Origin of the sequence: Phenylobacterium sp., assembly GCF_035276905.1 — a bacterium.
In the GTDB taxonomy this organism is placed as follows: Bacteria; Pseudomonadota; Alphaproteobacteria; order Caulobacterales; family Caulobacteraceae; genus Phenylobacterium.
Genome location: NZ_DATELG010000159.1, coordinates 1 through 14,658 on the forward strand (window position 1 = coordinate 1; position 14,658 = coordinate 14,658).

Genomic DNA, 14,658 nt, shown 5'->3' on the forward strand with positions numbered 1-14,658 from the left:
GGCCTGGGCGCTGGCGCGGCGCGTGCCCGAGCGGCCGGAGCTGGATCGGGTCTGGCGGCGGCTGCTGGACGAGGCGCGGCGCGGCGCCGGACAGCTCAGCGCGGCGGCGTTTCCAGCCGTGGCGCACGGCGTCTTCGCCGCCACGCGGGCCCACGGCGGCTCGACAGATGGTCTCGCCAGCCGGCTGCGGATCACCCTGGCGGTGGCGCGCGGCCGGATCTGAGGCCTATTGCGCAGGCTCCAGCGCTTCGGCCTCAAGGCGAGCGCGCCAGGCGTCGAGGTCGGCGAGCGCTCGCTCGCCGATCAGGCGCTTCTTGGCTCGGGTCTTCTCCTTCGCTCCCAGCCGGCGGCCGTCGTCCGCCCGCTTCGGCGGTTCGAGCGGCGGCAGCAGGCCGTAGTTGATGTTCATCGGCTGGAAGGAGCCGCGCCCGGCGTCGAGGTGGCCGCCGGTGATGTGCCCGACCAGGGCGCCCAGCGCCGTCGTAGGCGGCGGCGGGGGGACCGCGCGGCCCAGCCGCTCGGCTCCGGCGAAGCGGCCGGCCAGAAGCCCTACGGCCGCGCTCTCGACGTAGCCCTCGACGCCGGTGACCTGGCCCGCGAAGCGCAGGCGCGGCTCGGCCTTGAGCCGCAACTGGGCGTCCAGCAGCCGGGGGCTGTTCAGGAAGGTGTTGCGATGCAGGCCGCCGAGGCGCGCGAACACCGCTTTCTCAAGGCCCGGGATCGTCCGGAAGATCTCGGTCTGCGCACCGTGCTTCAGCTTGGTCTGGAACCCCACCATGTTCCAGAGCGTACCGAGCGCATTGTCCTGCCGCAGCTGAACGACCGCATAGGCCTTCTCGTCCGGCCTGTGGGCGTTGGTCAGGCCCACCGGCTTCATCGGCCCGTGGCGCAGGGTCTCGCGGCCGCGCTCGGCCATCACCTCGATGGGCAGGCAGCCGTCGAAGTAGGGGACGTGCTCCCACTCTTTGAACTCGGACTTGGGGCCCGCCAGCAGGGCGTCGACGAAGGCCTCGTACTGGGCCTTGTCCATCGGACAGTTGATGTAGGCGGCGGCCTCGCCGCCCGGGCCTTCCTTGTCGTAGCGCGACTGGCGCCAGGCGACGTCCATGTCGATCGACTCGAAGCTCACGATCGGGGCGATGGCGTCGAAGAACGCCAGCTGGTCCTCGCCGGTGAGACCAAGGACGGCCTCGGCCAGGGCGGGCGAGGTGAGGGGTCCGGTGGCGACGACCACGTTGTCCCACGCCGCCGGCGGCAGGCCCGCGACCTCTTCCCGGGCGATCGTGACGAGCGGATGGGCCTCGAGCCGCGCGGTGACGGCAGCCGAGAAGCCTTCGCGGTCGACGGCGAGCGCGCCGCCCGCCGGCACCTGACAGGCGTCGGCGCAGGCCATGATCAGCGAGCCCAGCCGCCGCATCTCGGCGTGCAGCAGGCCCACGGCGTTGCCGGTCCAGTCGTCGGCGCGGAAGGAGTTGGAGCAGACCAGCTCGGCCAGGCCGTCGGTCTGGTGGGCGTCGGTGGCGCGGACCGGGCGCATCTCGTGCAGCACCACGGGAACGCCCGCCTCGGCGATCTGCCAGGCGGCCTCGGAGCCGGCCAACCCGCCGCCGATGACATGTACCGGTTTCGTCGTCATTCGTGGCTAACTAGCAATGTTGGCGGGTGATCGCGAGCGGGGCCTTGCGCGGGGCCCGGACGCACACGAATTTGCAGCCGAAGGGCCGGCCGATTCGTTGCTTCTACGACGTCTCGCGCCGAGGGATGGCGATGATCAAGTTTTCGGCGAGCGAAGCCGCGCTGGAGGGCTTCCGCCTCACTCGTGAGCGGCCGGGGACCATCTTCGGATGGGGGCTCGTGTACGCCGTCTGCATGTTCGTGATCGGCCGGCTGATGCTGGTCAGCCTCGACCCGCAACTGATCGAGCTCACCCGCAAGAAGGGCCTGGAGCAGCAGGACATCGACCAGATCTCCGGCCTCCTGGCGCAGTCCTGGCCGGCGTTCCTGCTGGTGCTTGTCCTGGTGACGGCGCTGCTTTCGACCCTGATGGGCGGCATCTACCGGCTGGTCCTGCGCCCCGGCGAGAAGGGCTTCCTGCACCTGCGGTTCGGCAAGGACGAGCTGCGCCTGACCGGCGTCAATCTGCTGCTGTTCGCGCTCGGCATGGTCTGCCTGACGGCCGAGCTCGCGGCGGTGGCCGCGGCCGACCAGCAGGGCGGGATCGCCGCGGTGGCGGCCCTGATGCTGCCGCTGGTGACGATCTGGGCGGGCGTGCGGCTGTCGCTCGCGACCCCGATGAGCTTCGCCCTGCACCGCTTCGCGATCCGCGACGCCTGGGCGGCCTCTCAGGGCAAGTTCTGGGCGCTGTTCGGCATGATCGTCCTGGCGGTGATCTTCTATGTCATGGTCTGGCTGCTGATCAGCATCATCGGCGCCGCCCTGATCGGCGTCGCCGGCGGGGCCCAGGCGCTGGACAACATCAAGGGCCTGAGCGGGCCGGCCATCATCGGCGTGGCCCTCTATGTCTTCCTGCAGCTCATCTTGCAGGTGATCCAGGTGGTGATGCTCTACGCTCCGTTCGCGGTGGCCTATCAGCAGGTCCACGGCGATCCGCCGGCGAACCCGTTGAGGGTGCGGCCGCAAGACAGCTAAGCTGCGCTGATCAGGCGCAAGGACCGGTCATGACCTCGTTTTCCGCCAGCGACGCGGCGCTGGAGGGCTTTCATCTGATCCGCCGCCGCTGGCGCATCGTGCTCGGCTGGGCGGGGTTCAACCTGCTGTCGCTGATCATGCTGATCGTCCTGTCGGCGATGCTCTCGGTGATCGCGGGCGGCGGGCGCCAGGCGATGGCGCTCGCCGGGCTGGTGATCGGCCTCAGTGTCCTCTTCGCCCAGGCGATCCTCGCAGCGGCGGTGTTCCGCGTGGAGATGCGGCCCGAGGAGCCGGCCTTCATGCACCTGCGGCTTGGGCGCGACGAGCTGCGGCTGGTGCTGATCTGGCTGATCACGCTCACCGGCGGCTGGGTGCTCTGGTGGCTGTCGATGCTGGCCGGCCACGCGGTCGGCGCGGGCGGCATCTGGCTGGAGCTGGCGGCGATGGCGCTCGCGGTCTACTTCGGCGTGAGGTTCGCGCTCACGCCGCCGATCGGCTTCGCCGAGCGGAAGGTCGATTTCCCGGGCTCCTGGCGGCTGACGCGCGGCCGGGCGGCGCCGATGCTGGGAATGCTGGCGCTCAGCGCCTGCCTGATCGGCCTGGTCATGGTGACGGTCATGGCGGCGCTGGCGGTGATCGCCTTCGCCAGCGGCGGTCTCGACGGCCTGGCGGGAATCTTCGGCGGCGCCGAGGCCATGAAGCGCCACCCCGGCCTGTTCCTCCTGGCCTTCGCCATCGAGATCATCCTGACGCCGGTGCTGTGGGCGCTGGCCATGGCCCCGCTGGCGGCGGCCTATCGGGCGTTCGCTGGAACAGATCCTCCCCCTTTGGGGGAGCCGCTTCGACTTTAGGCCCGCTTGCGGGCCCGCCCGCTCCGCTCGCGGTGGCGCTCCAGCAGTTCGGCGAGGTAGCGGCCGGTCCAGCTGCGCGGGATGTCGGCGACCTGTTCCGGCGTGCCGCAGGCGACGATCTCGCCGCCGCCGTCGCCGCCTTCGGGGCCGAAGTCGACCAGCCAGTCGGCGGTCTTGATGACGTCGAGATTGTGCTCGATCACCGCCACCGTGTTGCCCTGGTCGACCAGCTCGTGCAGCACCTCGAGCAGCTTCTTGACGTCCTCGAAGTGCAGGCCCGTGGTCGGCTCGTCGAGGATATAGAGCGTCTTGCCGGTCGCCCGCCGCGACAGCTCCTTGGACAGCTTCACCCGCTGGGCCTCGCCGCCGGAGAGGGTGGTGGCCTGCTGGCCGACCTTCACATAGCCCAGGCCGACGCGCTTCAGCGTCTCCATCTTCTCGCGGATGGGCGGAACCGCCTTAAAGAAGTCGGCCGCCTCTTCCACCGTCATATCAAGGACATCGGCGATATTCTTGCCCTTGAACATGATCTCCAGGGTCTCGCGGTTGTAGCGATGACCGTGGCAGACGTCGCAGGTGACGTAGACGTCCGGCAGGAAGTGCATCTCGATCTTGATCAGGCCGTCGCCCTGGCAGGCCTCGCAGCGGCCGCCCTTGACGTTGAAGCTGAACCGGCCGGGGCCGTAGCCCCGCGCCTTGGCCTCGGGAAGGCCGGCGAACCAGTCGCGGATCGGCTGGAAGGCGCCGGTGTAGGTGGCCGGGTTCGAGCGCGGCGTGCGGCCGATCGGCGACTGGTCGATGTCGATGACCTTGTCGAACAGCTCCAGCCCCTCGATCCGCTCGTGCGGCGCCGGCGCGTCGGAAGCGTTGTGCAGCCGGCGTGCCGCGGCCTTGTAGAGGGTCTCGATGGTGAAGGTCGACTTGCCGCCGCCGGAGACGCCGGTGATGCAGGTGAAGGTCCCGACCGGGATCTCGCCGGTGACGGTCTTCAGGTTGTTGCCGGTCGCCCCGACGACGCGGAGCATCTTTTTCTTGGAGATCGGCCGGCGCTGTTCGGGGACCTCGATTTCGCGCGCGCCGGAAAGGTACTGCCCGGTCAGGCTCTTCGGCTCGGCCATGATGTCGGCCGGCTTGCCCTGGGCGATGATCTCGCCGCCGTGGACGCCGGCGGCGGGGCCCATGTCGATGACGTGGTCGGCGGTGAGGATCGCCTCCTCGTCATGCTCGACCACCAGCACCGAGTTGCCCAGGTCGCGCAGGCCCCGGAGGCTGTCGAGCAAGCGGGTGTTGTCGCGCTGGTGCAGGCCGATGGACGGCTCGTCCAGCACATAGAGCACGCCGGTGAGGCCTGAACCGATCTGGCTGGCCAGGCGGATGCGCTGGCTCTCGCCGCCGGAGAGCGTGCCCGAGCCGCGGCTGAGGTTCAGGTAGTCGAGCCCGACGTTGACCAGGAAGCGCAGCCGGTCGTTGATCTCCTTCAGGATCCGCCGGGCGATCTCCATCTGCTTTTCGGTCAGCTCGCCCTGCAGCGCCTCGAACCAGTCGCGGGCGTTCTTGATCGCAAGGCGCGAGACCTCGCCGACGTGCTTGCCGGCGATCTTCACAGCCAAGGCCTCGGGCTTCAGGCGGTAGCCGTCGCAGGCCTCGCAGGGCGTCTCGGACTGGTAGCGGCCGAGTTCCTCGCGCACCCAGGCGCTGTCGGTCTCGCGCCAGCGGCGCTCGAGGTTCGGCAGCACCCCCTCGAAGGTCTTGCTGACCTCGTACTTGCGGGCGTTGTCGTCATAGACGAAGCGGATCTTCTCCCCGCCCGAGCCGTGCAGCACCACCTTGCGGGCCGCCTCGGGCAGCTTCCACCAGGGCACGTCCATCGAGAAGTCGAAGTGGCGGGCCAACGCCTGCAAGGTCTGGGTGTAGAGCGGCGAGGGCCCTCGCGCCCAGGGGGCGACCGCGCCCTTGTGCAGGCTCTTGTCCTTGTCCGGCACGACGAGATCGGCGTCGAAGGCGAGCTTCGCCCCCAGGCCGTCGCAGACCGGGCAGGCGCCGTAGGGGTTGTTGAACGAGAACAGCCGCGGCTCGATCTCGCTGATGGTGAAGCCGGAGACCGGGCAGGCGAACTTCTCGGAGAAGATCAGCCGCTTGGGCTCGGCCTCGCCCTCGGCCTTGTCGGCCCATTCGGCGACGGCGATGCCGTCGGCGAGCTTCAGCGCGGTCTCCAGGCTGTCAGCATAGCGCTGTTCCAGGCCCGGCTTGGCCACCAGCCGGTCCACGACCACGTCGATGTCGTGCTTGAACTTCTTGTCGAGGGCGGGCGCGTCCTCGATCGGATAGAACTCGCCGTCGATCTTCAGACGCTGGAAGCCGGCCTTCTGCCACTCGGCGATCTCCTTGCGGTACTCGCCCTTGCGGCCACGCACCACCGGCGCCAGCAGATACAGGCGCACGCCCTCTTCTATGGCGGCGAGCTTGTCGACCATCTGGCTGACGGTCTGGCTTTCGATCGGCAGGCCGGTCGCCGGCGAATAGGGCACGCCCACCCGCGCCCACAGGAGGCGCATGTAGTCGTGGATCTCGGTCACCGTGCCGACGGTGGAGCGCGGATTGCGGCTGGTGGTCTTCTGCTCGATGGAGATTGCCGGCGACAGGCCCTCGATCAGGTCCACATCCGGCTTGCTCATCAGCTCGAGGAACTGGCGGGCGTAGGCCGAGAGGCTCTCGACATAGCGGCGCTGGCCCTCGGCATAGATGGTGTCGAAGGCGAGCGAGCTCTTGCCCGACCCGGACAATCCGGTCAGCACGACGAGTTCGCCGCGCGGGATGTCGACGTTGACGTCCTTGAGGTTGTGCTCGCGCGCGCCGCGCACGCGGATCTGGTTCAGCTGATCGGCCATCTTGTCCCGGGAACGCTGTGCGTCCGCCGGCGCTCCGGCGGACGTGGGCTAATGTAGTTCCGCGACTCTCCGATAGCACTAGAACGCAACCGGAACAAAGTCCATGCTCAGCGCTGCTGACACCACGCTGTCAGCAGTCAGCTTCGCGATTGCCGCGCCGTCCACAGGTAAAGCCCGAGCATCACCGCCAGGTAGGCGCCGACGGCCAGCGGCGAGGCCGGGGCGAAGGTCTCGGGGACGATCGCCAGCGGGGCGCCTTTGCCGGTGGCGGCGATGAGGCCGGCGTAGGCGACGTTGAGCAGGCTGTCGCCGACGATCAGGCCGGACGCCATCAGCACGCCGAGCCGCTCGGCGGATTGGGCCGAGGCGCCGCGCCGCGTCCGCCGCTTGAAGATCCAGCCGGCGAAGGCGCCGATGATCACCGGCACGGTGACGCTGGAGGGCAGGTAGATGGCGATCGCCGCTCCGAGCGGCGGCAGGCTGTAGCGGCCGGTCCGACGCAGCAGCTCGTCCACCGCCACGAGGCCCGCGCCGATCAGGGCGCCGACGCCGATCAGGCCCCACTGCAGGTTCCCGCCGATCACGCCGGAGGCGATGGTGGTGATCAGGGTCGCCTGGGGCGCGGCCAGCGGCTGGCCGGCGATGCCGTGGGTCGGCGCGCCCGCGAAGCCGTAGGCGCGGTTCAAGAGGTTCAGCACCAGGGGAATGGCGACCGAGCCGGCGACCACGCCGATCACCAGCGCGACCTGCTGGCGCCAGGGGGTGGCGTCGACCAGCTGGCCGGTCTTCAGGTCCTGCAGGTTGTCGTTGGCGCTGATCGCGACCGAGATCAGCACGCTGGTCACCAGCAGGGAAAAGGCGATCAGGGGCCTGGCGTCGCCGCCCTTCAGGATCGGCAGGCCGACGGCGGCGATCAGCAGGGCCGCGCCCAGCACCGACAGGATCGCCATGCCCGAGACCGGGCTGTTGGAGGAGCCGATCAGCCCAGCCATGTAGCCGCACACCGCGGCCACGGCGAAGCCGGCGATCACGATGTAGGCGAGGGCTGCGATGGTCAGCGGAACGACCAGGCCGCCCAGCGGGCCGCCGCTCAGGAACACCGCCAGCACCACGGCGATGGGAACCAGGCAGACCAGCGAGATCAGCGCCATGGTGTTGATCGGGATGTCCTGCTCGATGCGCGGCAGGACTTCGCCCTCGCCGCGGCCGCGTTTGCGCTGGGCGGCGAGTGCGGCCGTGACGCCGGTGACCAGCGGGACGGCGAGCTTGGCGAGCGTCCAGAGCGCCGAGACGCCGATCGCGCCTGCGCCGAGGAAGCGGACCTTGTGGCTCCAGACGGTCTGGGCGAGCGCGGCGGCCTCGCCCGGCGGCGCATGGGCGGTGAGCAGCGGCACCGCCACGCCCCAGGTGATGATCAGGCCGACCAGCTGAGCGGCGCCCACCGCGATGCCGACCAGGTGGCCGGCGCCGAGGAGCGCGAGCGACATCTGCGCCCCCAGGCCCGTGGCCCCGTCGTTCGCGGTGCGGACGAAGCGCGAGACCTCGCCGGCGAAGACCTGCATCGCCGTCAGCGCCGCATAGGCCGCGGCGGTCACGGCGCCGGCGACCAGCACGAGCAGGCCCTTGCGGCTGTCGGCCTCCGCCTCCGGGCTGTCGCCGTGGGCGCCGGAGCCGACGATCAGCACCTCGGCGGCGGCGACGCCCTCGGGGTAGGGCAGGTCCGACTGGGTCACCATCGCCCGCCGAAGCGGGATCGTGTACATCACCCCCAGCACCCCGCCGGCCGCGCAGACGCCGAAGGTCGTCCAGAAGGGGAAGCCCGACCAGGCGCCGATGATCACCAGGCCCGGCAGGACGAAGACCACCGAGGCCATGGCGCCGGCCGCCGAGGCGACCGTCTGGACGATGTTGTTCTCGACGATGGTCGCATTGCGGGTGAAGGCGCGCAGCACCGCCATGGAGATGACCGCGGCCGGGATCGAGGTGGCGAAGGTCAGCGCCACCTTCAGGCCCAGGTAGACGTTGGCCGCCGTGAAGAGGAGGGTGATCAGCACCCCCATGATCACGCCCCGGACGGTGAGCTCAACGCGCGCGTCTTCGCGGGCGGCGGGCGGCGCGATGGTGGTCATGTCGTCTCCGGGCTAAGGCGAAGCCTCCATTTAGAGCGGGAACCGCGCCGACGCTCAATGGGACAGGCTGACCGGCTCAGAGGGCGTCGCGGGCCCGCTAGGCCCGCTTGTTGAGCGTGATCGCCGTAGCCCCGCTCGCGGAGGCGGGCGCGCGGGCGCCCGGGCCGTAGCTCGAGAGCTGGTCACGCTGGCTGGCGACCTCCTCGGCGATCGCGCGCACCAGGCCCTCGGTCACGAACTTGGCGGCCGTCACCGCCCGGCCATGCCGGGCGAGCACCGCGTCGAAGGCCTCGGTCGCACGGATCAGCTGCTGGCGAAGCTCGAACGGAGCGGCCATCACCAGTCCCGGATCGGCGCGGACGCGCATCGACTCGTGACGATAGAGGTTGGCCAGCCGGCCCGCCTCCTCCATCAGGGCGGCGGCGTCCTGCGGGCGGTGCGCCTCGAAGCACCGGCACTGGTTCGCCACCACCTCGGTCAGGCGCTCGGTCAGGATGATCAGCTGTTCGACGCGATCGGCGGCGTCGTTGGCGGCGAGAGCCATGGCATACCTCTTAAGTGAGACCCTGCATTTTGAGCATTTCGCGCTCGACCGAGGCGGCGACGCCGACTCCGCCGTGCTTTGACACCTGCTTGGCCATGGCGTCGGTCAGCACCGAGCGGAACATCGCCTCGCCCTGGCCGCCCCCGAATGGGCCGGAGGTGTCCAGCCCCTCGAACATCTCCTGCAGCATGCTGGAGACGAACGAGGCCTCGAACTTCTGGGCGCTGTCCTTGATCTGGGCGCGCTTGGCGACCTCGGCCGCGGTCATCGGCGTCCCCAGCGGGGAGACCTGCGGCGCGTAAATGTCGAGCGGGGCGAAGGCCGAGACGCTCATCACATCACCTCGATGTCGGCCTGCAGGGCGCCGGCGGCCTTGATGGTCTGCAGGATCGAGATCATGTCGCGCGGCGTGACGCCGAGCGCATTCAAGCCGGAGACCAGGGTCGATAGCGACGCGCCGTTGCGGATGGTCAGGAACTGCCGACCCTTCTCCTCGTCGACCGAGACCGAGCTCTGCGGCACCACCGTAGTCTGCCCCTTGGAGAAGGGCGCGGGCTGGCTGACCGCGGGCGTCTCCTGGACGGTGATCGTCAGATTGCCCTGCTGGATGGCGACGGTGGAGATCCGCACGTTCTCGCCCATGACGATCACGCCGGCGACTTCGTCGATGACCACCTTGGCCGGCGCGTCCGGCTCTACGGACAGGTTCTCGACCTGGGCCACGAAGCTGGTCATGTCCTGGCCGTTCACCGGATGGATCTGGACGATCGTCGGGTTCTCGGCGACCGCCGCGCCCGGATAGCTGGCGTTGATCACCTCGGCGATGCGGCGGGCCGTCGTGAAGTCCGGATTGCGCAGGGTCATCCGCAACTGGCTCATGCCCGCGAGCTGGAAGCCGATCTCGCGCTCGACCACCGCCCCGGAGGCGATCCGGCCGGCGGTCGGCACGCCCTTGGAGACCGAGGAGCCCGAGGCGCCGGTGGCGGTGACCGCTCCGGTCTGCACCGTTCCCTGCGCCACCGCATAGGCCTGGCCGTCGGCACCCAGCAGCGGGGTGACGAGGAGGGTCCCGCCCAGCAGGCTCTTGGCGTCGCCGAGCGCCGAGACCGTCACGTCCATCTGCGAGCCGGCGGCGGCGAAGGAGGGCAGGCGGGCGGTGACCATCACCGCGGCCACGTTCTTGGTGTTGAGGTTGGCGTCGCGGGTGTTGACGCCCAGCCGCTCGAGCATCGCCTCGAGGCTCTGCTTGGTCATCGGCGCGTTGCGCAGCGCGTCCCCCGTGCCGTTGAGGCCGACGACGATGCCGTAGCCGACCAGCATGTTCTCGCGCACGCCCTCGAACTCGACGATGTCCTTGATGCGCGACCTGGCGAAAGCCGGCGCGGCCGCGAGGCTGGCGGCGAGGAGGGCGGCGGCGAAGAGGCGGACTGGGCGAAGCATGGTTAACCGCTGAACTGTTCGACCTCGCCCATGCGACAGCCGTGCCAACTCGCGGTCCGCCCGAAACTGCTGCAATTACAATGGGGAACCCGGCGCTGCCGCGCGCGTATCCGTCTTCCCGGCAGAAATTGCCCGGCATTAACCATACCGCAAGCGTGCCGGCTGACCCTGTTGGTCGTACAGTCAAGGCGCAGAATGTGAGTCGCCCGATGAAGATCACCGGACCGAACGCAACTGGATCGGCGGGCGCGACGCGCGGCGCGCGGCCCGCCGGCAGCAGCGGCGGCTTCAGGCTGCCGGACGTCGGCGAGGCCGGCGGGACCGGGGCGAGCGCAGACGTGAACCGGACGGCGGGCGTCATGGGCGTCGACGCCCTGCTGGCCCTGCAGGACGTCGGCGGTCCCCTCGAACGCAAGCGTCGCGCGGTGCGGCGCGCGGCGCGCATCCTCGATGTTCTCGACGAGGTGAAGGTCGCGCTGCTTGACGGGAACCTCAGCCTCGGCCAACTCGATCGTTTACGTCGCGCCATACGCGACGAACGCGGCCTGACGGGCGATCCGAAGCTGGAGGAGGTTCTCGACGAGATCGAACTGCGGGCCGCTGTAGAAATAGCCAAGCTTGAGCAAGCCGCACATGCGGCGTAATCGCACGAACAGGGAGCGTGCCGATTGAAAACAGCGTTTGTTTCGCTATACACGCGCTGCGTGTTTCTTAGCGTCCAGGGGGCGTGAGGTCTTCATGAGCACAGCCACGGTCTTGGCTGAAAAGCCGGAATATCGTCCGTCTGAGGACGAGGAGTTCATGAACGAACGGCAGCTGGAGTATTTCAAGGAAAAGCTGCACAATTGGAAGGAGGAGATCCTCAAGGAGTCTCGCGAGACTCTGACGCATCTCCAGAGCGAGACCGAGAATCATCCTGACCTTGCCGACCGCGCCTCCTCGGAGACCGATCGGGCATTGGAGCTCCGCACCCGGGATCGCCAGCGCAAGCTGATCTCCAAGATCGACGAAGCGCTGCGCCGGATCGAGGACGGCAGCTACGGCTACTGCGAAGAGACCGGCGAGCCGATCGGCGTCGCCCGGCTCGAGGCCCGGCCGATCGCCACCCTGAGCCTGGAGGCCCAGGAGCGGCACGAGCGCCGAGAGCGGGTCCACCGCGACGATTGAACCGAGCTTCGACGGCCCCGGAAGGGGCCGTTTTCATATGGGGCGCCTTCCTCTCCCGCCTCTCCCGCGGCGCGGGAGAGGAAGGGTGGCTTCTTTTGCGTCGCGGGTGTCGCCCCGCTATATGCTCATATTGAGCATTTCTCGCAGCGGAGCGCGAGCGTGACGAGTTCCTTCTACGCCATCCACGCCCAGGGGTTCGTGCGCGCGGCGGTCTGCACGCCCAAGGTCGCGGTCGGCGATCCGGGGTTCAACGCCGCCGAGACGCTGAAGCTGGCGGAGCAGGGGCACGCCGAGGGCGTCGACCTGATGCTATTCCCGGAACTCGGGCTCTCAGCCTATGCGATCGACGACCTGTTCCTGCAGGACGCGCTGTTGCGCCGGGTGGACGCGGAGCTCGGGCGGATCGCGGTCGCCAGCGAGCTGCTGGCGCCGGTGCTGGTGGTCGGCGCGCCGCTGCAGCACGCCGGCCGGCTCTACAACTGCGCCGTCGTCATCGCCAAGGGGCGGATCCTCGGCGTCGTCCCGAAGAGCTTCCCGCCCAATTATCGCGAATATTATGAGCTGCGCTGGTTCGCGCCGGGCTGGGGCGTCGAGGGCCAGGAGATCGAGGTCGCGGGCGGGCGGGTCCCGTTCGGGACCGACCTGATCTTCGAGGCCGAGGATCTCAAGGATTTCGTCTTCGCCGCGGAGATCTGTGAGGATTTCTGGGCGCCGCAGCCGCCGTCGGCCCGCGCCGCCCTCGCAGGCGCGTTGATCCTGCTGAACCTGTCCGCTTCCAACATCGTGGTCGGCAAGGCCGACGACCGCGAGATCCTGTGCGCGTCGCAGTCGGCGCGTTGCCAGGCGGCCTACCTCTATTCCGCGGCGGGTCCCGGCGAGAGCACGACCGATCTGGCGTGGGACGGCCAGGCCAGCATCCACGAGCTGGGCCGCAGGCTCGCCCAGACCGACCGGTTCCCCGCCGTGGGCCAGATGGCGATGGCGGACATCGACGTCGAGCGCCTGCGGCTGGAGCGGATGCGCACGCCCACCTTCAACGCCGCGGCGATGGCGGCGGGCTATCCGGAGAAGCCGTTCCGCTCCGTGCGCTTCGAGCACCGGCCGCACGGCCGCGACGTCGGCCTCAGGCGGACCGTCGAGCGCTTTCCGTTCGTGCCGAGCGATCCGGCCAGGCTCGACCAGGACTGCTACGAGACCTTCAACATCCAGGTCCAGGGGCTGGTGAAGCGGCTGCAGGCGACCGGCGGCCAGAAGATCGTCATCGGCGTCTCCGGCGGGCTGGATTCGACCCACGCCCTGATCGTCGCCTGCAAGGCCTTCGACGCCCTGGGCCTGCCGAGGCCGAACATCCTGGCCTTCACCCTGCCGGGCTTCGCCACCAGCGAGGGGACCAAGTCCAACGCCTGGGCCCTGATGCGGGCGCTCGGCGTGACCGGCCGCGAGATCGACATCAAGCCTGCGGCGGAGCGCATGCTGAAGGACATCGGTCATCCGTTCGCGGGCGGAAAGCCGGTCTACGACATCACCTTCGAGAACGTGCAGGCGGGCCTGCGCACCGACTACCTGTTCCGGCTGGCGAACCAGAACAACGGCTTCGTGCTGGGGACCGGCGACCTGTCGGAACTGGCGCTCGGCTGGTGCACCTACGGCGTCGGCGACCAGATGAGCCACTATAACGTCAACGGCTCGATCTCGAAGACCCTGATCCAGCACCTGATCCGCTGGGTGGCGAGCACGGGCCAGTTCGACGCGGCGGCGTCGAAGACCCTGCTTGGCGTGCTCGACACGGAGATCTCGCCGGAGCTGGTCCCCCCCGACGCCAACGGCGTGATCCAGAGCACCCAGGCGATCGTCGGGCCCTACGAGCTGCAGGACTTCAACCTCTACTACATCACCCGCTACGGCCTCAGGCCCTCAAAGGTCGCGTTCCTGGCGTGGCACGCCTGGAACGACGCCGGGCGCGGGCCCTGGCCGCCGCACTTCCCGGTGGAGGCGCGCAACGCCTACGACCTGGCGACCATCAAGCGCTGGCTGGGCGTGTTCCTGTTCCGCTTCTTCCAGACCAGCCAGTACAAGCGCTCGGCCATGCCCAACGGGCCGAAGGTGATCTCTGGCGGCAACCTCTCGCCCCGCGGCGACTGGCGCGCCCCGTCCGACGGCAAGGCCAAGGTGTGGCTGGAGGAGCTCGAGGCGAACGTACCGTAGAGAAATCTCCCCTCCTTCAACGGCTGGGCGTTACGCCACCTTCGCCGCAGCCCCCCTGGAATCCGGCCGGGCGCTCTGCAGGAGGGGCGTGACCTCCTCGATCCGCTCGACCGCGGTCCAGGCGTCCATGAACTCCGGCGGAGTGAGGCGGGCGTCGACGGTGTGCTGGAAGAGTTCGAACAGCGGCCGCCAGAAGCCGCCGGGATTGTAGAACACCACCGGCTTGGCGTGCAGCTCGAGCCGGCGCCAGGAGAGCAGCTCGACCACCTCCTCCAGCGTGCCGACGCCGCCCGGCAGGACTACGAAGGCGTCCGAGCGCTCGAACATCAGCATTTTGCGCTCGTGCATGTTGGCCACGACGACGTGCTCGACGCTTTCCAGCGCCTTTTCGCGGCCGACTAGGAAATCCGGGATGATCCCCAGCACCCGGCCGCCGGCGGCGTGGGCCGCGCGCGCGCAGGCGCCCATCAGGCCCACGCCGCCGCCGCCGTAGATCAGCCGCAGGTCCGCAGCCGCCAGCGCCTTGCCGAGGTTCGCCGCGGCGCGCAGATAGGCAGGGTCCGCCGCATCCGACGACCCGCAGAAGACGCACACGGATTCCACGCGCTCTATCGCACGCCCCATCAAAAGACGCTCCCCTCGGCCCCGCTTGCAGCCGCCGCCGAAGTCATCATTACCTACAGTCAGGGTTTAAGGAGTTTGGTCCGCCAGGTGTTCCGAGGGAAGGCGCAATTCGCCGCGATAGGCCTCATGGCCGCGCTTTGCGCATGCCGCGCCTCAGACCG

Annotated in this window: 11 protein-coding genes and 2 pseudogenes; 6 read left to right on the top strand and 7 right to left on the bottom strand. The window is 69.3% G+C overall.

Annotated elements, in window-relative coordinates; translation table 11 throughout:
* Positions 1 to 223: pseudogene (locus tag VJS38_RS07115) on the top strand (hypothetical protein); the annotation flags it as partial.
* Between the two features lie 3 nt (positions 224 to 226).
* On the opposite strand, the gene trmFO reads toward VJS38_RS07115, so the two are convergent.
* A complete protein-coding gene (trmFO, locus tag VJS38_RS07120) occupies positions 227 to 1,636 on the bottom strand; it encodes a methylenetetrahydrofolate--tRNA-(uracil(54)-C(5))-methyltransferase (FADH(2)-oxidizing) TrmFO (RefSeq protein WP_324087456.1) in 1,410 nt (469 codons plus the stop codon).
* Between the two features lie 131 nt (positions 1,637 to 1,767).
* Here trmFO and VJS38_RS07125 point away from each other — a divergent pair, with 131 nt between their 5' ends.
* Both VJS38_RS07125 and VJS38_RS07130 read left to right on the top strand, forming a co-directional pair.
* Positions 1,768 to 2,649, top strand: a complete 882-nt coding sequence (locus VJS38_RS07125) for a hypothetical protein (protein WP_324087457.1) — start codon at positions 1,768 to 1,770, stop codon at positions 2,647 to 2,649.
* Positions 2,650 to 2,678: 29 nt separating this feature from the next.
* Complete coding sequence (locus VJS38_RS07130; protein WP_324087458.1) at positions 2,679 to 3,500, top strand: hypothetical protein; 822 nt, start codon at positions 2,679 to 2,681, stop codon at positions 3,498 to 3,500.
* On the opposite strand, the pseudogene uvrA reads toward VJS38_RS07130, so the two are convergent.
* From uvrA to VJS38_RS07155, 5 genes and pseudogenes are all read right to left on the bottom strand, one after another.
* Positions 3,486 to 6,388 (bottom strand): annotated as a pseudogene (uvrA, locus tag VJS38_RS07135) (excinuclease ABC subunit UvrA); the annotation flags it as partial. The gene VJS38_RS07130 and the pseudogene uvrA sit on opposite strands and share 15 nt — an antisense overlap.
* A 137-nt stretch (positions 6,389 to 6,525) precedes the next feature.
* A complete protein-coding gene (locus tag VJS38_RS07140; RefSeq protein ID WP_324087460.1) occupies positions 6,526 to 8,517 on the bottom strand; it encodes an OPT family oligopeptide transporter in 1,992 nt (663 codons plus the stop codon).
* Positions 8,518 to 8,614: 97 nt separating this feature from the next.
* The gene (locus tag VJS38_RS07145) at positions 8,615 to 9,061 is read right to left on the bottom strand and encodes a flagellar basal body protein (RefSeq protein WP_324087461.1); all 447 of its coding nucleotides are present in this window, start codon (positions 9,059 to 9,061) and stop codon (positions 8,615 to 8,617) included.
* A gap of 10 nt (positions 9,062 to 9,071) precedes the next feature.
* Positions 9,072 to 9,329 carry a rod-binding protein gene (locus tag VJS38_RS07150; RefSeq protein WP_324087467.1) on the bottom strand — a complete coding sequence of 86 codons (258 nt, stop codon included), beginning with the start codon at positions 9,327 to 9,329 and terminating at the stop codon, positions 9,072 to 9,074.
* Between the two features lie 65 nt (positions 9,330 to 9,394).
* Positions 9,395 to 10,501, bottom strand: coding sequence for a flagellar basal body P-ring protein FlgI (locus tag VJS38_RS07155; protein WP_324087462.1), 1,107 nt, complete (start codon positions 10,499 to 10,501; stop codon positions 9,395 to 9,397).
* A gap of 80 nt (positions 10,502 to 10,581) precedes the next feature.
* On the opposite strand from VJS38_RS07155, the gene VJS38_RS07160 reads away from it, so the two are divergent.
* The 3 genes from VJS38_RS07160 to VJS38_RS07170 all read left to right on the top strand — a co-directional run bounded on the left by VJS38_RS07160 (position 10,582) and on the right by VJS38_RS07170 (position 13,873).
* On the top strand, positions 10,582 to 11,145 hold the full coding sequence (locus tag VJS38_RS07160; protein WP_324087463.1) for a flagellar assembly protein FliX: 564 nt from the start codon (positions 10,582 to 10,584) through the stop codon (positions 11,143 to 11,145).
* 94 nt (positions 11,146 to 11,239) lie between these two features.
* Positions 11,240 to 11,668, top strand: a complete 429-nt coding sequence (gene dksA, locus VJS38_RS07165; protein ID WP_324087464.1) for an RNA polymerase-binding protein DksA — start codon at positions 11,240 to 11,242, stop codon at positions 11,666 to 11,668.
* 159 nt (positions 11,669 to 11,827) lie between these two features.
* The gene (locus VJS38_RS07170; RefSeq protein ID WP_324087465.1) at positions 11,828 to 13,873 is read left to right on the top strand and encodes an NAD(+) synthase; all 2,046 of its coding nucleotides are present in this window, start codon (positions 11,828 to 11,830) and stop codon (positions 13,871 to 13,873) included.
* 30 nt (positions 13,874 to 13,903) lie between these two features.
* Here the strand turns inward: VJS38_RS07170 and VJS38_RS07175 are convergent, their stop codons facing one another.
* Complete coding sequence (locus VJS38_RS07175) at positions 13,904 to 14,497, bottom strand: TIGR00730 family Rossman fold protein (protein WP_324087466.1); 594 nt, start codon at positions 14,495 to 14,497, stop codon at positions 13,904 to 13,906.
* Between the last annotated feature and the right edge of the window lie 161 nt (positions 14,498 to 14,658).